At 44.4% G+C, this 18,763-nt stretch carries 18 protein-coding genes; 10 read left to right on the top strand and 8 right to left on the bottom strand.

Annotated features, from left to right (window positions below; genetic code table 11):
* Positions 1 to 29 precede the first annotated feature (29 nt).
* The 4 genes from ACFFLE_RS08790 (at position 30) to ACFFLE_RS08775 (ending at position 4,342) form a co-directional block, all read left to right on the top strand.
* Positions 30 to 1,241 carry a NupC/NupG family nucleoside CNT transporter gene (locus tag ACFFLE_RS08790; protein ID WP_380570722.1) on the top strand — a complete coding sequence of 404 codons (1,212 nt, stop codon included), beginning with the start codon at positions 30 to 32 and terminating at the stop codon, positions 1,239 to 1,241.
* Positions 1,242 to 1,375: 134 nt separating this feature from the next.
* The gene (locus ACFFLE_RS08785; RefSeq protein ID WP_380570721.1) at positions 1,376 to 2,191 is read left to right on the top strand and encodes a putative phosphoesterase; all 816 of its coding nucleotides are present in this window, start codon (positions 1,376 to 1,378) and stop codon (positions 2,189 to 2,191) included.
* Between the two features lie 151 nt (positions 2,192 to 2,342).
* Entirely contained in the window at positions 2,343 to 3,191 is an 849-nt protein-coding gene (ahlS, locus tag ACFFLE_RS08780) for an AhlS family quorum-quenching N-acyl homoserine lactonase (RefSeq protein WP_380570720.1), read from the top strand.
* A gap of 23 nt (positions 3,192 to 3,214) precedes the next feature.
* Entirely contained in the window at positions 3,215 to 4,342 is a 1,128-nt protein-coding gene (locus ACFFLE_RS08775) for a zinc-dependent alcohol dehydrogenase family protein (RefSeq protein ID WP_380570719.1), read from the top strand.
* A 372-nt stretch (positions 4,343 to 4,714) separates the two neighbouring features.
* On the opposite strand, the gene ACFFLE_RS08770 is transcribed toward ACFFLE_RS08775, so the two are convergent.
* From ACFFLE_RS08770 to ACFFLE_RS08745, 6 genes are all read right to left on the bottom strand, one after another.
* The gene (locus ACFFLE_RS08770) at positions 4,715 to 5,434 is read right to left on the bottom strand and encodes a hypothetical protein (protein ID WP_380570718.1); all 720 of its coding nucleotides are present in this window, start codon (positions 5,432 to 5,434) and stop codon (positions 4,715 to 4,717) included.
* A 48-nt stretch (positions 5,435 to 5,482) separates the two neighbouring features.
* Positions 5,483 to 5,905, bottom strand: coding sequence for a very short patch repair endonuclease (locus ACFFLE_RS08765; protein ID WP_380570717.1), 423 nt, complete (start codon positions 5,903 to 5,905; stop codon positions 5,483 to 5,485).
* 117 nt (positions 5,906 to 6,022) lie between these two features.
* On the bottom strand, positions 6,023 to 7,402 hold the full coding sequence (locus ACFFLE_RS08760) for a Sau3AI family type II restriction endonuclease (protein WP_380570716.1): 1,380 nt from the start codon (positions 7,400 to 7,402) through the stop codon (positions 6,023 to 6,025).
* 75 nt (positions 7,403 to 7,477) lie between these two features.
* Positions 7,478 to 8,716, bottom strand: coding sequence for a DNA (cytosine-5-)-methyltransferase (gene dcm, locus ACFFLE_RS08755; RefSeq protein WP_380570715.1), 1,239 nt, complete (start codon positions 8,714 to 8,716; stop codon positions 7,478 to 7,480).
* Positions 8,717 to 8,952: 236 nt separating this feature from the next.
* Positions 8,953 to 10,293 carry a 5-methylcytosine restriction system specificity protein McrC gene (locus ACFFLE_RS08750; protein ID WP_380570714.1) on the bottom strand — a complete coding sequence of 447 codons (1,341 nt, stop codon included), beginning with the start codon at positions 10,291 to 10,293 and terminating at the stop codon, positions 8,953 to 8,955.
* A gap of 1 nt (position 10,294) precedes the next feature.
* Positions 10,295 to 11,947: an McrB family protein gene (locus ACFFLE_RS08745; RefSeq protein WP_380570713.1), complete on the bottom strand. Its 1,653-nt coding sequence runs from the start codon at positions 11,945 to 11,947 to the stop codon at positions 10,295 to 10,297.
* A 192-nt stretch (positions 11,948 to 12,139) separates the two neighbouring features.
* Here ACFFLE_RS08745 and ACFFLE_RS08740 point away from each other — a divergent pair, with 192 nt between their 5' ends.
* A complete protein-coding gene (locus ACFFLE_RS08740) occupies positions 12,140 to 13,027 on the top strand; it encodes an ABC transporter ATP-binding protein (protein ID WP_380570841.1) in 888 nt (295 codons plus the stop codon).
* Positions 13,024 to 13,833, top strand: coding sequence for an ABC transporter permease subunit (locus ACFFLE_RS08735; RefSeq protein ID WP_380570712.1), 810 nt, complete (start codon positions 13,024 to 13,026; stop codon positions 13,831 to 13,833). The genes ACFFLE_RS08740 and ACFFLE_RS08735 overlap by 4 nt, the downstream gene beginning before the upstream one ends.
* A gap of 83 nt (positions 13,834 to 13,916) precedes the next feature.
* On the opposite strand, the gene ACFFLE_RS08730 is transcribed toward ACFFLE_RS08735, so the two are convergent.
* Entirely contained in the window at positions 13,917 to 14,294 is a 378-nt protein-coding gene (locus ACFFLE_RS08730) for a hypothetical protein (RefSeq protein WP_380570711.1), read from the bottom strand.
* A 328-nt stretch (positions 14,295 to 14,622) separates the two neighbouring features.
* Between ACFFLE_RS08730 and ACFFLE_RS08725 the strand changes: the two genes are divergently transcribed.
* Positions 14,623 to 15,585 (top strand): arsenic resistance protein, encoded by a 963-nt coding sequence (locus ACFFLE_RS08725; RefSeq protein ID WP_380570710.1) that lies wholly within the window; start codon positions 14,623 to 14,625, stop codon positions 15,583 to 15,585.
* Positions 15,586 to 15,677: 92 nt separating this feature from the next.
* Here the strand turns inward: ACFFLE_RS08725 and ACFFLE_RS08720 are convergent, their stop codons facing one another.
* The gene (locus ACFFLE_RS08720; RefSeq protein ID WP_344703657.1) at positions 15,678 to 15,965 is read right to left on the bottom strand and encodes a YerC/YecD family TrpR-related protein; all 288 of its coding nucleotides are present in this window, start codon (positions 15,963 to 15,965) and stop codon (positions 15,678 to 15,680) included.
* A 162-nt stretch (positions 15,966 to 16,127) separates the two neighbouring features.
* On the opposite strand from ACFFLE_RS08720, the gene ACFFLE_RS08715 reads away from it, so the two are divergent.
* Genes ACFFLE_RS08715 through hisD form a run of 3 tightly spaced genes read left to right on the top strand, consistent with a single transcriptional unit; the run spans position 16,128 to position 18,762 of the window.
* Positions 16,128 to 16,931, top strand: a complete 804-nt coding sequence (locus ACFFLE_RS08715; RefSeq protein ID WP_380570709.1) for an ATP phosphoribosyltransferase regulatory subunit — start codon at positions 16,128 to 16,130, stop codon at positions 16,929 to 16,931.
* Positions 16,928 to 17,533 (top strand): ATP phosphoribosyltransferase, encoded by a 606-nt coding sequence (gene hisG / locus ACFFLE_RS08710; protein WP_344703661.1) that lies wholly within the window; start codon positions 16,928 to 16,930, stop codon positions 17,531 to 17,533. Before ACFFLE_RS08715 ends, hisG begins: the two co-directional genes overlap by 4 nt.
* Positions 17,530 to 18,762 (top strand): histidinol dehydrogenase, encoded by a 1,233-nt coding sequence (gene hisD, locus ACFFLE_RS08705; protein ID WP_380570708.1) that lies wholly within the window; start codon positions 17,530 to 17,532, stop codon positions 18,760 to 18,762. The genes hisG and hisD overlap by 4 nt, the downstream gene beginning before the upstream one ends.
* Position 18,763 lies beyond the last annotated feature (1 nt).

Raw genomic sequence — 18,763 nt, 5'->3', positions numbered from 1 at the left:
TTAAAAAATAACTCTACGAGGTGAAAGTATTGAATATTCTAATGGGAATAATCGGTATCCTGTTTACATTCTTCCTGGCTTGGCTCGTCAGCAGCAACCGCAAGCTTGCGTTCAAAAAATGGAAGAACATCATCATCCTGCTTGGCGTCCAGCTGATTTTTGCATTCGTCCTCCTTTCCACTGGCGCAGGCCAGTTCCTCATAGAAGGTCTGGCCAACGGGTTCAACGCCCTACTCGGATTCGCGGCTGAAGGTGTCGGCTTCGTCATGGGGGATCTGACGGTAGGTGAAGACGGCGGCGTCGCTGACGTATTCTTCTTCAACGTCCTCCTTCCGATCATCGTCATCTCCGCCCTGATCGGCATCCTGCAGTATACGAAGATTCTGCCGCTCATCATCCGCGGACTCGGTATACTGCTTACGAAAATAACCGGAATGGGGTATCTTGAGTCCTATAACGGAGCTGCATCCATGCTCCTTGGACAATCAGAAGTGTTCATTTCATTGAAGAACCAATTGCCGCACCTGCCGAAACACCGTCTCTATACGCTTTCGGCACAGGCGATGAGTTCAGTGTCACTATCCATCGTCGGCGCCTACATGACCATGCTCGATCCACAGTATGTCGTGACGGCGATCGTCCTTAACCTGTTCGGTACTTACGTGATTGTGCACATCCTTAATCCATACGACGTAACCGACGCTGAAGACGAGGCCGATGTCGATGACAATCCAGACGCCGGCAAGTCATTCTTCCAGATCCTCGGCGACTACATCATGGATGGTGCCAAAGTTGCCATGACAGTTGCGGCCATGCTGATCGGTTATATCGCATTGATTGCGATTCTGAACCAGGTCTTCCTGCTCATCCCGGGCATGGAAATCACCTTCCAGGACGTACTCGGCTACATCTTCATGCCACTCGCATTCCTCATCGGAATCCCTTGGGCTGAAGCGCAGCAGGCAGGTAGCCTGATGGCGACGAAGCTCATTACCAACGAGTTCGTGGCAATGCTCGACTACACTGCGATTGCAGACGATTTCAGCAGAAAATCCCAGGCGATGATCTCAGTCTTCCTTGTATCATTCGCCAACTTCTCAAGTATCGGCATCATTGCAGGTTCTGTTAAGGGACTGCATGACGGAAGCGGCAATAAAGTCGCCACCTTCGGCCTGAAGCTCGTCTACGGGGCGTCACTCGTCAGTGTGCTGACAGCTGCGGTAGTCGGCATATTCGCTTAAATGACAATTTATATGCATACAAAAAACAGGCCATATGGCCTGTTTTTTTCATTTTTATAGATACCTTCAGTTGACTTTGCTTGATGAATTACCTGATACTGCCTATGAGATAAAAATTTGATGGAGCGATTAATATGAGAATAGGCGTCATTGCAGATCTGCATATCGATCGTAGGCAGACCCGCTATACAATCCAGGATTTTGAACATGTACTGACATGGGAAATCCACAAGCAGCAAATAGAACTGTTGCTCATAGCAGGCGATATCGCCAGCGATTACCGCATCACCCTTGAGTTCGTCTATACGCTTATGGACAAGACAGGAATCGATATCCGCTTCGTCCCCGGCAACCATGATTATTGGCAACCCGAAGCAGGCCATATATCCACCCCTGAAATCCATCAGCTCTATAAAGAAGAACCGACAAGCATGATAGATGCCCCGCTGATTATAGATGACCAGTGGGCCATCGTCGGCAACAGCGGCTGGTATGATTATTCCTACGCAGATCCACGGTTTTCCCGGGAAAAGATCGCGACGGGGAAATTCTCCGGCGGCACCTGGCAGGATAAAATCCGCGCCAACTGGTCGATGGACGACCCAGCGGTATCAAAAGCATTTGCACAATCCGCAAAACAGGACCTCGAGCGCGTCGGCAACCGCAACATCATCCTGATGACGCACGTCGTCACCCATCCACGGTTTGTAGTCCCTACACCCCACCGCCTATTCGACTTCTTCAACGCATTCATCGGCACATCCGACTTCGACCCACTCTACAAAGAATTCCCCATACGCTACAGCATCATGGGGCACGTCCACTTCCGCCACCAGATCACAGACGGCGGCATCCACTACATCTGCCCATGCCTCGGCTACCAGCGTGAATGGCGGACGGACGATTTGGCCACGGAAGTTGCCGATGCTTTGACGGTGATTGAGGTGTAGGGTGGATTAAAGCCCGTGATGACGAATAAGCAGAAAAGCATCATCCATCTACATAGATGGATGATGCTTTTTGTTTTCCAATCACTAATAGTTGTATTTGAAAACGTTTACAAATATAATTGGAGTACTATATGAAACTGGGGTGATATGTATGGCAAATGTAAATCAAGACAGACTCAAACTGTACGTTTTGGACAATGGAACCTTAAAGATGGATAAGAATCTGATGATCGCCAACTCCAATCAAGCCACGCTCGATAATCCCAACGCTCCGAACGAGATGATTGAATTCCCCATCTACACTGTCTTCATCGACCATCCCGAAGCAAAAATCCTTTTCGATACCGCCTGTAACCCGAACGCCATGGGGAAAGATGGCAGATGGATAGAGCAGACCCAGAAAGCCTTCCCCTACTCAGCAAGCGAAGAATGCTATCTCCCAAACAGGCTCGAGCAGATCAATGTAGACCCTAAAGAAGTCGATTATGTAGTCGCCTCCCACCTCCACCTCGACCACGCCGGTTGCCTAGAATATTTTACGAACGCTGTAGTGATCGTACATGACGATGAATTGAACGGTACGATGCAGACATATGCGAGAAATCAGAAGGAGGGAGCTTATATCTGGGCAGATATCGATGCCTGGATCAAGAATGACCTGACATGGAAGACCATAAAGTCTTATGAAGATAACCTCGAAATCGTCAAAGGCGTCAAAGTCTTGAATTTCGGCAGCGGCCACGCCTGGGGCATGATCGGTTTGGAAGTCGAAACAGGCGAACTCGGTACGCTTATCCTCGCATCTGATGCCATCTATACAAAAGAAAGCATGGAATCTCCAATCAAGCCGCCCGGCATCCTATATGATTCCATCGGATGGGCGCGCTCTGTTGAGAGGATCAAACGTATGGCAAAAGAGAAAGACGCTCAGATATGGTTCGGTCACGATGGTGATCAATTCGAAGGGTTCAGAAAATCCACCGAAGGATACTACGAATAAGCAATCTTTTAAAGGAGGATTACATGAAGATAAAAGCAGCAGTTCTGCATGAGATGGGGTTGTCTAAACCGTACGCCGAAAGCAAGCCGTTAAAAATTGAAACTCTGGAGTTGGATGAACCTACAAAAAATGAAATCCTCATTAAAATAGGAGCAGTCGGTCTATGCCATTCAGACTTATCCGTGATAAACGGAAGCCGCCCGAGACCGACTCCAATGGCACTGGGCCATGAAGCGGCCGGGGAAATCATGCAGGTCGGAGAAGATGTAACAGATCTTGAAGTCGGAGACCATGTCGTTTGCACCTTTGTACCAAGCTGTGGCTATTGCCTCCCTTGTAAGGAAGGGAGGCCTGCCCTTTGCGAAAATGGAGCAGCTTCCAACGAAAAGGGAGAAATGCTTGATGGGGGCAGAAGACTCCACAACGATGATGGAGAAGTGAATCATCACCTGGGTGTTTCAGGCTTTGCCACTCATGCGGTTGTATCAGCAAACTCTGTTGTAAAAGTCGATCCGAAGGTACCTTTAGAAGAAGTGGCCATTTTCGGGTGTGCCGTAATCACCGGTATTGGCGCAGTCATAAACACGGCCCAGATAAAACCGGGAAGCACGGTCGCCGTAATCGGACTTGGAGGCATTGGACTCAATGCTGTCATGGGGGCAAAACTGGCCGGTGCCGGCAAAATCATTGTCTTGGACATCAATCCAAACAAGTTTGATTTCGCCAAAAAATTAGGCGCCACCCATGTATTCGACTCTTCTGATGAAAATGTTGTGGAGGATATCAAAACCAGCACCTCAGGAGGAGTCGACTATGCATTCGAAACAGCCGGCGCCGTGCCGGCGATGGAAGTCGCCTATAAAATAACCAAACGCGGCGGCATGACAGTCACAACCGGCCTGCCCGACCCTAAGCATAACCTCTCATTCCCGCAAGTCACTCTGACGGCAGAAGAAAGAACCATAAAAGGTTCCTATGTAGGCAGCTGTGTTCCACTTCGCGACATTCCGAGATTTATGGAACTCTATCAGCAGGGAAGACTCCCAGTCGATGATCTACTGTCAGATACCTTGCCATTGGAAGATATCAATGAAGGATTCGACCGTCTGGAAAAAGGTGAAGATGCAAGACTTGTCATTAAAATGGAGTAATAAAAAGAATAGAGATTCTAATTACGCTACTATCGCCTAGATATCACAGTTTTTAATTTCATCTGTGGTATCTAGCCATTTTTTAATGGTCAGCTATCGATTACATTGAAGGTGAGGTACTTGCTATTTAGTATTAATAAATCCGCTTGATTAACGAATGATAATCTACTTTATTGAATTGAAGATTGTTACTACGTAAGTAGAGTCCGTCAAAAAAGCCTTGTTTAGTAAGCTGGAATTCACTTTCACTTCGATTCATGCTCGCCTTTTATGTATAAAGTCCCACTATATTATGTCATTTTACTATTTTAAATCAATACATAAGACAGATTAGAATTTCGTAATTCAGTTTGTATCCTGATAAAATAAATATCAATAATAGTATTTGGGTTTTTTTCTTTCTTTGATTTCAGTCTTATCGACCAACCATATTGCATCAGCAACCTCGTCCAATATCTTCCTTTTTATAACTATATTAATCGGCTCTTCTACTTTGTGGGAAGGAGATGTCCTATATAAATAGATGTTCTTTGATGTGGAAGTTTGTAGTGTTTTCTTTCCCACCTCTTCTTGATTGATCAGTTGATCACTTTCATTCACTAAACTTTCTTTTGTCACCTTATAGGAGTTCAATTTGTTCCAAAGCCTATCTTTTTCTATTAATAACAATTCAACATTGGTAATATCCTCAAAATTTCCCAACTGTCGGGCATCTTTTATCACAGAACTATTTGGATATACCAACAGATAATGGGTTGTCTTTAAATCTTCCCTTATAAACCACCCTTCTGAAAAATTGTTGTTCCTCCTTTTGAATTTTATTTCAAAGGCGAATGTCGGCAGTTTTTTATTCAAATAGTCCAGTTGTGCTTTCTCGTCTACACAGAACAATTTTTCATTTTGGGTTTTATAGACTATATCGATACCTTTCTTTTGTATCTCCTCTTCTTTTCTTTCGAATTCGTCGGCTCTCCTAGATATGAAACTAAAGCGCCCAGTTTCAAGCCTGGCCATCTTGGGATAAAAATATTTATCCAACCACTTAGCGACCATCTGCTCATTATTACTATCATTTATGAAGTTTGATTTCATAACATCGTCACGCCCTTCATTCAGATAATATGATGAATAGCTATATATTCATCTGCTTCGTTCTTTTGCATTTTCTATGAATGCAATTATTTCCTCAACCGTTTTATCCAAATCTTCTCTGACTTCATGTTCCCACACTCTTTTTAGGTTCCATCCACCATTTCTGTAATATTGATTTACTTCCTCATCCCTTTCTTTATTGCGCTTAAATTTTTTTCTCCAGAATTCTGTGTTGCTTTTGGGCATATTGCCATGTATTGGACATTGGTGCCAAAAGCAGGAGTCAATGAAAATTACTATCTTGTATTTTTTTATGGATATATCGGGGGTTCCGAACATTTCACGCGTGTTTCGCCTAAAGCGATATCCTTTCTTCCATAACTCGCTTGCGACTATCGATTCCAGTTTTGATACTGCTTTTATGGCACTCATCGTCTTGCTTCTTTGCTCAGGAGTCATCCTATCAGCCATGAAATCACACCTCCAGAGATTCTTACTGTTGTTGGCGGATGGTCATACATTAATCTCTTAGATCAACGACACCATTTAATGAGGCCAGTCACTACATCTCGTAATCTACAATCTTTATCAAGTAATCAAATCCTTGACCAAGCTCCTTACGAACCTGTTATTGAACCAGAAGGCATGTCCCGGTATATATTGGCCATCAGGCAAGGTCACCATACTCTTTTCCCTATTGGTTCCTTTTGTCCTCAGATGACATATGCCATTGAAATCCGATTTAGGAAAATTATTCCTCGTTTGTCCACCTACACGCCATTCTTCAAATCCTTCATTCAATATATGCTTCACTTCGTTATAGAACTTCTTGATTTCAGCATCCAACAAATCTTTTGGTACATGCCAGAGTCTTATGCCTTTCAATACTGGGAGGTTCTGCTCATTTTCCTGGTAGACGACAAGCAGCCATTTAGTCGACTCCATTTCCATTTTAAGACTGGATTCTTCCCAATTTTCTTCAAGTATCTCCTCATAATTCACATTGCCGAATGACATACTTTCTTTAGTTATGCCACTACTGGTGGCTTTGACCGTCTTGAATTTAATGTTGAGCTTAGAAAATTCTTCTATCTGATGTAAGGCGGTGCCTTGGATACCCAGGATGCGGCTGGTCAGCAGAGCAAGCTTATTCTTGGCTTCACTCAATTGATAGTCAAGTTCTTCTGCTATTTCGTCCGCTGTTTTACCGATATAAGGGCGAAATTTATCATGCAACAATTCTTCAAATGTCTGATCTTTTAATTCATCTGGGCTGGTGAATGAAATCAATTTTGCATTCTTAATATATTTTCTTACCAGTGCTGTCATATATCCCTGCTTGAGGGAGTAGGCCCTCTGTTTCGCAGGAATGGGGGAGAAGGGTTGTTTTCTGACCGATTTTGCCGTGGCCCCCTTGGTGCACGCACCCAATATGTTGGTATCCCCTTCAGATAGCCTATGCGCTTCTCCGTTTAAAATCTTTTGTTTTATATTCTGGAAATCCTGCTTTATTATTTCCAGGTCAGTCTCAGAAAACTCATGTAGCACCGTCTTCACTATCTGGAAGTTTCGATAATCGGGCTTACCTTCTTCATCTCGTGTGTATGTATAGAAGAATATCAACAACTTTGCATTCTTTTTCCAGAAGCTGGATTTATTGAATTCAACTGTTGCTTCATGTCTATAATCTATGATGTTAAGGACCATCCGTTCCTTGGCAGATAGCTGACCATTCTTTAACTTCTTCAGGCCAGTGGTTTTCAGTTCCACACCAACGTCTGCAAAGTCTGGCTCAGGTTTGGAATTCACCTCATAGCCAAAGTAGCTTGCCTCTATGATTGTACCGACTTTCCCCTTCACATTTGTATTCTCCAGCATCCCCTTCTTGTCTATGTCTTTAAGGTATTCGCCTTCCGCTTCCCGTGCATAGCTGACAAGATCATCTATGGTTTCATATTCGAAAGCCATATTACCCCTCCTTTAATCCTGATTTTACCATATCTTTATCAGAATAATAAAAATAGCCAAAGCGGATGCTTTGGCTTACAGAAGTTCCAATTGTGTTATGTTTTCAGGGTATTCAATATCTATCTTTTCTATTTCATTGCCCATCCTTGTTATGAGGGGGACAACAAGTGCATTACCCATGCAGAAGTATCTTGTGCGTTCCGGCATCGTATCTGTCCATCCATCCGGGAACCCATTCAGCCTCTCTGCTTCTATAGGGGTCAGTGTCCTGTATTTCCCATCCATTTTAATCAGATGAGTACTTCTGTTTATTGACCCCTCACTGGTAAGCATTGTCCTCCCTGGGAGATCAAGTGAATCACTTTCACTCATTCCACCTTCCGTATAGAAGTATTTATGCCCATTTTTAGCGGTTCTCTCTTCTTTCTTCTGGCCACGGAGATATTTGAACTTCTCCAATTTTTCTCCATCTACAACATATTTCCCATCATAATTTTCTTCTATGATCTCTCTTAAAGGAGTTGCAGGCTCTTCCACAGGTATCGTGTGGATAGTTGTGATTTCCCCGTTCCTCATGATGCCTGTATTGTGGAATTCAAATGAGAAGTTGTCCGATACATCTACGATGTCTCCTGAAATTTCGGTTTCAGCCACTCTGTTCTTGTAGGGTTCCTCTTTTACAGGAAATGCCCGAGCGAACATCCCTTTGTTATAAAGAAAATCTTCCCCATTTAATTTAGCCATCTCCTTACCGTAAGTCATATTACGACGATAAGCGAATATGAATATCCTTCTTCTTCTCTGGGCATTACCGTACTCTGCTGCATTGATTACACGCCATTCAACATCATATCCCAACTCATGTAGGGTTGAGAGCATAACCGCAAAGTCTCTTCCCCGTTGCTTGGAGGGGGATTTGAGGAGTCTATCAACGTTTTCCAACAATACATACTTAGGTATGGTGTTTTGTATGAAACGAGTAATCTCCCAGAAAAGCACACCTTTTTTGCCTGAGATGCCCAATTCACCGTTCAAAGATCTCGCCACGGAATAATCTTGGCAAGGGAAGCCTCCCACAATCAAATCCGCATTTGTTTCTGACATTTCTCTGTCAGTCACTTCAGCTATATCTTCATTTACGTGCTTACCTGTTTCAAACCTGGAGGCATAGCAATCAAAGGCATGCTGCACTTTCTTGCCCGGTTCCCACTGATTGGCCCAGGTCACTTCAAATCTATTCAATTCAGTATTTTCTAGTCCTAGCCGAAAACCACCTACACCAGCAAACAGTTCGACTACTTTTAGTTTTTCCAATGGATTATCCACCTTTTATATGGATTTATTCTGATATTATAATAGTATATTATACCACACAACATCATGAGGATCAAGAAAAGGAAAGTCATTTCCTCACAATCATAGTAATCCTTCATCCCCTCCATCCAATTCGCTTTGACTTCTTATCGTAGAGCCCAATAAGTCTTATCAAGAAATGAAAAAATCTTCACTTCATTTGCTGTATAGGAATTCTGGGACTTTGCTCGACCTGCTCATATATTAATATCTCCCCTCAATTTCTGTTCACTTTCTGCCATCATATTTTTGAACTCTTCGTAGCTCTCTACCTCCATAGGCACCCTTATCCCCAATTTCGTTACTGTCACACTTTGCTTTCGCTTCCCACTCCCCTTTTTGGCTCCAAAGTTTACGCCTTCCAAAAGTTCCATAGACCGCTTCGGCTCCCTGGCATTTTCCATTATTGAGTGTGGATAGATATAATAACCCTCAATCGAGTCAAACCGATACATATAGGATAAAATCTGGTGGTAGTCGGGACCGGATATGTTATGGCTTGGCTTATATTTTGCATCAGCGATAATTCTTCCCTCATCACGTGATATGAAATCAGGATAGATTTTTCCAGCACCGCCTGAGAACAGATAATTTGCTCCTGTCCCATCTGTATTACTTGGGTGATAGAACAAATCACCTAATATAGTGTTCACATATTCTTCAAATAACCATGCTCCATCCAATACGAGCCCATAAAATTTTTCTTTGCTGTCACTTGTGAAAAGGATGTTCTGACTTTCGAGGATGGCAATGCATAGTTTCTGTAACTGTTCATACTCCTTGTAGTAGACATGTTTGACTACATTACGCCTGTTGAGTTCAATCAGTTTTTCCATAGAGCCATTAATCGATGTTGCGACACTTTCAATCATTCTTATATTTTCGTATGTAGAATGTGACGCTGTCAGAATCCGATGGTAACGTCTATGGTGTTTTATAAACTGTATAGTGTGATGGATAAGTTGAATAACCGGATTATCATAACTATATTCTCTATTTGTGTAAGATATGTTGCCAGTAAACGGAACGTTAGTTTTGATGTGACGTGCAACTTCAATTTTACCTTTTAAGGCAGAATTATTATGCCGCTTCACCTGATACTCTTTATAGATTCCCTTCGCCAATGCTTTATTTAAAATTGAAGGGAAGAGAAGCACCATGAAATCTAAGAAACCCGTGTTCGATTTCATGCCGGTCGAAAAATTTAATGGTGTAATTCCATATACTTTGCTTAGCATGTACTGCAGAAAATAGTTATTCCTACTATCATCAAATCTACTGACGATACTGAGGGCATCCCCACTGTTACCAAAGAACCCCAGCAAATTGGATGACTTCAACTTCTCTTGAGTTGTTTCTATTACTTTTCGATCGTCATCAATATGTTGTTCTTCATTGTTTGGGAAAATAAGCATGCCAGATTTTGTTAACTCCCCCATAGTCTTGTTCTGTAGATATCGAATAACACTGTTTTCAGTAAATTCATCCTTGAGCTTCATTTGGGAGTTATCTTTTAAGATTATATGTTGGCGCTCCATACTACTCCTCCTCTTTACCGAGGTAGTAGGCCTCCTTGAGCTGATTCAAATGTTCTTCTGCATCCATATGATTTCTCAAATACTCTTTAAGCAATGGATGTATGAACTCATCCCATAGCACTTCGAAGTCATAATCTACATCTTTCAGCTTCAAGAAATAACTTGGCCCTACATGGTAAGCCTTATCCAACCCTGGAATGTCTTCTATCTTCTCATTTACACTTGTCAGTCGCTCTTCTACATCATCTACTGTGACCCGGCTCTCATCCAATTGCTTCAGCATGCTCAGACTATCTTTTGCTTCGATCTCTATAAATCTGAATCGCCTGCGCATAGCAAAGTCGAAACTTTCCACGCTTCTGTCTATATCGTTCATGGTTCCGATTATATAGACATTTTCAGGCACATAGAACTTTTCATGGAATGGATATTCTGCTCCAGAATGCAATGTATGATATTGGGTCATAACGGCTCCTTTTTCTCCTCTGTACCCGGGATCAAGAGAGAAGAAGAGTTCCCCAAATATTTTAGATATCTCCCCTCTATTAATTTCATCGATTATAAAAACATATTTCTTTTCACTCTCTTCTCCATAACCTTGAAGCTCGTGGTTTTCTTTCATATACTCAAGCACTGCCCTCATATAATTATCATATGCATTAGAAGGACGTCCCTGCTCTCCTCTATAGACATTATATAAATTCTGCTTAGTTAAAGTGCCTGCCTTTATGTCCGTAAATCGAAGCGTATCTTTAGCCGATAATTGGAACTTAATCATATTTCTTTCTGTTAGAGATGGTATAGATAGTTCTTCTTTCTCTCTCGCTTCCTCGAGTAACATTTCCCAAGCCTCATCAAAGTTATCCATCGCTGATTGATTACACCTTGCCTTATCACAGAACTTCATGAAAGTGCCCGGCATTATTTCAAATCCAATCTCATTGTTGCCATAATGTTTTGTCCTTAAGCCTTCCACAAAGTCTGTATAATCATAACTCGGATGGAATTGGACAAATTCCACCTGATCTTCATTGTCCCCCGTTATCTGTTTGGCTAATTCCATTGCCATATAAGATTTACCAGTCCCCGGCGGTCCATGAAGAATGATATTTTTTGAACTCAATAATCTCTCCTTTAGTTCCCGTGTACTACTCTCAGCACCAGATTCTTGAGTAAAATCGTTATACAGCATAATCATATTTTTAAGCATGTCTTCATAATCTTTTTGATTTTCTAGTCTCAAACCGTCTTCAGCGACATACCACTTTTTATAGTAAGAGTGAAGGCCTCTTCCATTAGGTTCGGGTAAGGTCTTATCCAACTTTGAGTACTCCTGCTTTGTGGAAAGGAAGAAGGCTTTCCGTCCCCATTGTTGACCCTGCCAATCGTAAAACAGGCTGAGCCACCATATATTGACGTATGGATAGGCATTCAATGAGTTATTGCCATGAGCAAAAGATCGTTGAACTTTATACTTGTCCCTTGAAACGATTATGGGCTTCTTAGTACCTCCAACAACATAATTATCAAGAGTTCTGCCGCGTTTATCTTTCGATTTCCGTCCCAGAGAGTTCTTGCATATTTCCAAAAAACTGTCTACATATTCTATAAAAGCTTGGATGTCCTTCTCTGAAAGTTCTACCTCTCTTAACATATTAATCTTCCTCACTTAGTCTTTTCTTTAATAATATCACTTTCCAAATTCAAGGAGATATAAATGTGGTTTATTACTCCTATATTTCAAGATCATCGACCCCTCCCCTATAATTAATGACTCTGCTCAAGCGGTGGTGTAAAATTAACACAACAGATGATTTTCGATTCCATCAATCAAGGGGTGAGCATGATGATAGAAATAAAAGATCTGACTCAGGAGTTTTCCAATGGAAAGGGTATTTTCGATGTGACTTTCGATGTTGAGGACGGTGAGGTTTTTGGCTTTCTCGGGCCGAATGGCAGCGGAAAGTCCACGACAATCCGGCATCTGATGGGATATATGAAGGCGCAAAAAGGTTACGCTAAGATCAAAGGGCTGGATGCATGGCATCAACAATCCTCAGCACGCAGTCATCTCGGCTACCTGCCGGGTGAAATTGCTTTTTTGGATGGGATGACGGGGCATCAATTCCTGAATATGATGGCAGGACTCCAAGGTGTGCATGATAAGGCGCGCCGTGCCGATCTTATTGATAAACTCCAATTCGATCCGAAGGAGTCCATCCGTAAAATGTCGAAGGGGACGAAACAGAAGGTCGGGATTGTGGCGACGTTCATGCATGACCCGGACATCTATATTCTGGACGAACCGACGTCAGGACTGGATCCTTTAATGCAGAACCTGTTCATCGATCTGGTCATGGAAGAAAAGGCACGTGGTAAAACATTTCTGATGTCTTCACACAGCTTCGCTGAGATCGAACGCACGTGCGATCGGGCGGCCATTATACGGAATGGCAGGATAGTCGCCACCGAAAACATACATGAGCTGCAATCCATGCAGCGGAAGGCGTTCAATGTGACGTTGACGGATAAGAAAGAAGTGGCGTCCCTCCTCGAATCTGAAATGAAGACCGAAAAAGTGGACGAGCTTACAGTGAAGATAGAATTGCAGGGGAATTATGATGTATTCATCAATACTCTGTCGGGATACCACGTTAAAAACATCAGTGCAGATGACCAGAGTCTGGAAGAGATCTTCATGGATTACTACAGCAAGGAAGAGGTGCAGTCATGAATATGTCCTTCTATACACAGATGATGAGGATCAACTTGAAGATGTTTCTCGGCTTCGGTTTAGGGTCCGCCATATATGTCACGCTCATGACCTTAATGTTCCCCTTGCTCAACGATAATATGGAAGAATTCGACAAGATGATCGAACTCTTCCCCGAACCACTGCTCCGGGCGCTAGGATTGGAGTCGTTGAGCAGTTATGGCCAGTTCATCTCAGCAGAATATTATGGGCTTTTCTACCTGATTATTTTGGGCATATTCAGTGTGATGAGCGCCATCCAGCTGATCGCGAGGCTCGTCGACCGCGGTTCGATGGCCTACCTGTTATCAACACGCGTATCCCGCACCCAGATCATCGCGACGCAGATTTTGGTCTTCGTGAGTGGACTCGTCCTCATCCATCTGATGACGTTCGCTGGCGGATATATTGCCGCGGAGTTTTTGGTGGATATAGAAAGCAACATCGCATTCGACCAGTTCTTCTACATCAACTTTGTCGGATTCCTGCTTTTCTTTGCGGTGGGCGGCTATTCACTCCTCATTTCAGCGCTATTCAATGACGAAAGGAATGCCTTTGCGTTGGCAGGCGGCATCACATTCCTCTTCTACGGCATGGATATGATTGGAAAGATAGTGACGGATATCGATTGGATCCGCAACTTCACTCCATTCTCACTCTATGAACCTGGCCGGATTGCGAATGACGAGGCGGATATTCTCATGTCCTCGATAATTCTCGGATCAATCGGTGTAATCGCATGCGTCCTGACACTCCTTATATTCAAAAAGAGGAACCTGCCGCTATAGAATTTCATATAGCGGCAGATATTATCGCATCTGTTTGTGCACCGCTGCTTCTGCCAATTAGACACTGATTTCAATGCAAGCGCTTATTCCTCTTTCGGTACATTCAGGTTCAAAAACAGATTGATTCCGAATAGAATGATGGCCAGCAGGAACATCGGCCCGCCGGTAAACGTAAAGATATGGGCGACACCAGGGTTCACCTGGACAAAAAATGTACTGAACAGAAATAACGGTACACCGATATGATACAGCCAGAACGTGGCAATACCGAGACCGTTCTTAGCGAGGTGTGGATAGATGGACAGGACTGCGCCGATCCCAAGGGTCGACAACCATCCCACGACGTTGACGTGGGCATGTCCTGCAGCCCAATTCAATTGAAGCGTCCATGACATGAATAACCCGACTGAAATGCCGATGACCAGATAGACTACGGACAGTTTAATCCAAGTTTGTCCCATTTAATGACCTCCTTAACTTCAAATATAACATTCATACAAAATATGTCAATTAAATGTCTGAATAATCAGATATTAAACTAAAGCAGGTAATCTGATTCTACGACTCATCACATTTTCGACCCATGCGTTGTGGGCTATATATAACCACCTAGATAGTGTAGCTGCGCCACTTGCATTGGTGATCCAAACCGCATCTTTCAGCGTACACTACACAGCATATAATAATCATTTGAATGAGGTGAGGATCATGCGTAAACTATTCCTAGTGATATTTTTGTATCCATCATCGCCTACTTGCTCATCTGATGGATAGTGAAGGGGTGTTCCCATGAACATGCTGGAAAAATATCAGACGATCTCCATCTTCTCCGCCATAGTCATCGGACTGCTGCTCGGGCAATTCACTGTGGTTGAAGCGTATGCTGGACACTTCATTGTACCCTTCCTGTTTTTTATGCTTTACGGGTTATTTCTGGTGATTCCTTTGGCCCGGTTGAAACACGCTTTTAAAAATATGAGGTTTTTAGGCACGGGTGCCATCATCAACTTCATATGGTCGCCTATTTTGGCATGGGGTCTCGGTGCACTGTTTCTCGCCGATCATCCTACCCTATGGATTGGCTTCATCATGCTGATGGTCACGCCATGTACGGACTGGTATCTGATGTTCACTGCCATCGCCAAAGGCAATACTGCCCTCTCCACGACCATCCTGCCGGTCAACCTTATCCTCCAGATGCTGCTTCTGCCCGTCTATCTGTATATTTTTGCAGGCGCCATCCAGCCTGTTCCATTATCGATCATCGGACAGAGTATGGTGGTGGTATTGGTCCTGCCCTTCGTCCTCGCCCATCTGACCCGCTATGCCTTGAGGAAGAAAGCACACTTGCTTAGTGACAGGCTGATTCCATTTTTTACAAATGCGCAAATGATCTTCCTCTCTTTGGCGATCATGGCCATGTTCGCGTCACAGGGGAACCATCTGCTCGATAACCTTGAAATCATCTACATATTGCTCATCCCGATTCTGCTTTTCTTCTTCATCAATTTCATGCTTGCGCAAGTGGTGGGGAGACGCATGAAGTTCTCCTACGAAGATACGGCAAGTTTGAGCCTTACCATCATCGCACGGAATTCCCCCGTCGCCTTGGCGATTACCGTCACAGCTTTTCCCGATCAGCCGTTGATTGCATTGGCTCTGGTCATCGGACCGCTCATCGAATTGCCCGTCCTGATGATTGTCTCCAAAGTGCTGCTTCTATTACGCATAAATCGTGTTGGCAGAGTATGATTATGACGAGGTGTCCGTTTAGGGGATGGCATCATAAAAAAGGCCTTGCTGAGTACAGCAAGGCCTTTTTATCATTTCAACACTTTGTCGCCTCAATCCATCCGGTCGATGATCGTATGATACCCGTCACTGCCGTAATCCAGGCACCGCTTAACCCGTGATACTGTAGCGCTGGAGGCACCTGTCTTATCCTGCACTTTGGAGTATGTCTGTCCTTCCTTTATCATCTTCGCCACCTGGAAACGCTGCTTAAGGGAAATCATTTCGTTTGTCGTGCATAGGTCATCAAAAAATTGATGGCACTCCTCCACCGTTTCAAGCTTTAATATCCCTTCGAACAGATCATCGAGTTCCTGGCCCCTCAACTTGTCTATCTGCATATATTTCCCTCCATTTGAATATGTTCATCATATCAAAACACTTTAGCATTTTAAAGTGATGAACAAAATGTACCCGAATCTCTTGTCACCATCCATATATTTTGTTATTATCAGACTTATTGATTATTCTTTATTACGCTAAAGCATTAAAGGAGATTTTGCATGGAAAATGATCTGGTCACACGACGATTGGAATTTGCCCTGGATTACACCCGATTATTAGACGCCGAAAATTATAGGCTGGTGGATATGAACATGGTCGAGCCTTTCACCATTGAAGATAAACACCATCATCCCTCGGCCATCATCCTCGAACGCAATGAGCAGCTGTTCTCCATACGGAGCGATTGGACGCGTTCATTGCTGAACTATAGCGAAAACTACCATCTTGACCAGCGCTTCTTCGGCTACTTCGGTCCGGTCGTACGAGATTACACGACAGTGTATCAGGCAGGAGTGGAACTGTACCGCCCTGCCAATGATGAAATTCTGGAAAGCATCGATATGCACCTGTCCTTCATCACCGATAGATATGCGCAGTCGTTCCAATCCATCGTGGTCAACGATGATGCGCTGCTCGACCTCTACCTCAGTAAATATGGACTGGACGGAGACATACGCCATCTTGTGCATGAGAAGAACCTATCCGAGCTGAGGAAACGTCTTGGAGTGGAGCATCCACTCTATGCACTCCTGTCTGCAAAAGTCAGCGATCAGATTGATCTGGTCACTGAAGAGTTTGCAGAACATGACATCATGCGCTTTATCGCGAGACTCAGGCAGACATTGGAGAAGTATGGAATGAAATTCATGCTGGACCTGTCGTTCCGCTCTCCCCAGTCCTACTACAACGGATTCTATTTCCAGGCATTCCTGGATCATGACCACCCGCTCCTAAGCGGCGGGGAATACAACAGCAGTGCTTTCGGCATTGCTGTAAACCTATCCGATGGAGGGTTATTATGATAACTGTGGCACTGACGAAAGGGCGCCTTTTCAAAGACTTCCTGAAATATATGAGTGAAAATGACCTCGCCGACTACAGCACTGCACTCGAAGATGAGACGCGTTCACTCTACACGATAGTGAACAATGTCAAATTCATCTTCGCCAAGGGACCGGATGTGCCGACTTATGTAGAGAGCGGTGTCGCGGACCTCGGCATCGTCGGCTCGGACATCATCACCGAGAATCCGTTCAACATATTGAATGTGTCGCAGCTGCCGTTTGGGGACTGCCATTTCTCTGTAGCAGCTCTGCCCGGCCAGGAAAGTTTCGGAGTGATCGCAACGAAATATACGAATATCGCAAAAGAGCACTTCAAAAACAAGAAGCAGGATATTTCCCTGATCCACTTGAATGGCTCGGTGGAACTCGCGCCGCTCCTTGGCTTGTCGGACGGCATCGTCGATATCGTCCAGACAGGCAGCACCTTGAAAGATAACGGCCTGGTCGAATATGAAAAAATCATGGATATCCATGCGCGCCTGATTGCGAACAAACGGACTTTCTATACAAAGGAAGATGAAATATATGGCTTCCTGACTGAGATTGGAGTGATTGAATGAATGCAGCGGCGTTTAAGGCCAACTTCAAAAAAGAACAGGAGACGGCCGGATTCGAAGGCTACAAAGGGGTCATGGAGATCATCGAACGCGTCCGTACAGAAGGGGATGCAGCGCTACTAAGCTATACCGAACAGTTCGACGGACAATCACCGGAGTCCTTCAAAGTGCCTAAAGAAAGGCTCGAGGAAAGTTATGATGCATTGTCATATGAGGAAAAAGAGGCGTTCGAAACAATCCGTCGGCGGATTGAGCAGTATCAGCTCAGCATCAAATATGAAGATAAAGCAGAGGGAGAATTCCAGTATGTCTATCACCCGCTTGAAAAGGTCGGGGTCTACATCCCGGGCGGCACTGCCCTTTATCCCTCAAGCGTACTGATGACAGTCGTGCCCGCGATTGCAGCGGGCGTTCAGGAGATCCATGCCGTCACCCCGACTTTCGAGTCGACCAACATCACGTTCGCCGCACTTTACGCATGTGGGGTAGAAAATGTCTATACGGCAGGCGGCGCCCAAGCGATTGCAGCACTCGCCTACGGTACCGAATCGATTCCAAAAGTCGACAAGATCGTAGGACCCGGCAATTACTATGTCGCACTCGCCAAACGCCTGCTGTTCGGCCAAGTCGGCATCGACATGATCGCCGGACCGAGTGAAATACTGATCTATGTGGACGATGCTGTGCATATCGATGCCATCGTGTATGATATTTTCGCCCAGGCGGAGCACGATGCCAACGCACGGACATTCCTCCTCAGTGAGGACCCGGCGGTCATCGATCGGATTGCAGAACGGATGGACGCGCTGATGGATCAGCAGTCACGCAGCAGCATCATCCACCAATCCATCGCCCACAACCACTACCGCATCGTCGATTCACGCGAGTCCCTAATCAGCCTGATCAATGATGTGGCCCCAGAGCACGTTTCAATCCAGCATAAAGATGCTGAGATGATCATATCGAACATCAAGTATGCCGGCGCCGTCTTCAATGGCTACTATTCACCTGAAGCGATCGGCGACTATGCGGCAGGGCCTTCCCATGTACTTCCGACGGATGGCACAGGCCGCTTCAGCCATGGCTTGAACATCAATGATTTCCTGACGAGCCATGCTGTCATCTCCATCGAAAAAGACACTTACGGAACAATTGCACCACCGGCAAAAATCATAGCACAGCGCGAAGGCCTCAACGCCCATCACCAATCTTTGGATATCCGAATGGAGTGAC

Origin of the sequence: Salinicoccus siamensis (assembly GCF_042429615.1) — a bacterium.
Taxonomy (GTDB): Bacteria; Bacillota; Bacilli; order Staphylococcales; family Salinicoccaceae; genus Salinicoccus; species Salinicoccus siamensis.
Note: the sequence above shows the minus strand (reverse complement) of the source record. Positions and strands in the feature narration are given on the sequence as shown.

Bases quoted from the DNA above. Each gene is read 5' to 3' on its own strand.
- ACFFLE_RS08785 (WP_380570721.1), top strand. From the start codon at position 1,376: ATGAGAATAGGCGTCATTGCAGATCTGCATATCGATCGTAGGCAGACC.
- ahlS (WP_380570720.1), top strand. From the start codon at position 2,343: ATGGCAAATGTAAATCAAGACAGACTCAAACTGTACGTTTTGGACAAT.
- ACFFLE_RS08775 (WP_380570719.1), top strand. From the start codon at position 3,215: ATGAAGATAAAAGCAGCAGTTCTGCATGAGATGGGGTTGTCTAAACCG.
- ACFFLE_RS08770 (WP_380570718.1), bottom strand. From the start codon at position 5,434: ATGAAATCAAACTTCATAAATGATAGTAATAATGAGCAGATGGTCGCT.
- ACFFLE_RS08765 (WP_380570717.1), bottom strand. From the start codon at position 5,905: ATGGCTGATAGGATGACTCCTGAGCAAAGAAGCAAGACGATGAGTGCC.
- ACFFLE_RS08760 (WP_380570716.1), bottom strand. From the start codon at position 7,402: ATGGCTTTCGAATATGAAACCATAGATGATCTTGTCAGCTATGCACGG.
- ACFFLE_RS08750 (WP_380570714.1), bottom strand. From the start codon at position 10,293: ATGGAGCGCCAACATATAATCTTAAAAGATAACTCCCAAATGAAGCTC.
- ACFFLE_RS08745 (WP_380570713.1), bottom strand. From the start codon at position 11,947: ATGTTAAGAGAGGTAGAACTTTCAGAGAAGGACATCCAAGCTTTTATA.
- ACFFLE_RS08740 (WP_380570841.1), top strand. From the start codon at position 12,140: ATGATAGAAATAAAAGATCTGACTCAGGAGTTTTCCAATGGAAAGGGT.
- ACFFLE_RS08735 (WP_380570712.1), top strand. From the start codon at position 13,024: ATGAATATGTCCTTCTATACACAGATGATGAGGATCAACTTGAAGATG.
- ACFFLE_RS08730 (WP_380570711.1), bottom strand. From the start codon at position 14,294: ATGGGACAAACTTGGATTAAACTGTCCGTAGTCTATCTGGTCATCGGC.
- ACFFLE_RS08725 (WP_380570710.1), top strand. From the start codon at position 14,623: ATGAACATGCTGGAAAAATATCAGACGATCTCCATCTTCTCCGCCATA.
- ACFFLE_RS08720 (WP_344703657.1), bottom strand. From the start codon at position 15,965: ATGCAGATAGACAAGTTGAGGGGCCAGGAACTCGATGATCTGTTCGAA.
- ACFFLE_RS08715 (WP_380570709.1), top strand. From the start codon at position 16,128: ATGGAAAATGATCTGGTCACACGACGATTGGAATTTGCCCTGGATTAC.
- hisG (WP_344703661.1), top strand. From the start codon at position 16,928: ATGATAACTGTGGCACTGACGAAAGGGCGCCTTTTCAAAGACTTCCTG.
- hisD (WP_380570708.1), top strand. From the start codon at position 17,530: ATGAATGCAGCGGCGTTTAAGGCCAACTTCAAAAAAGAACAGGAGACG.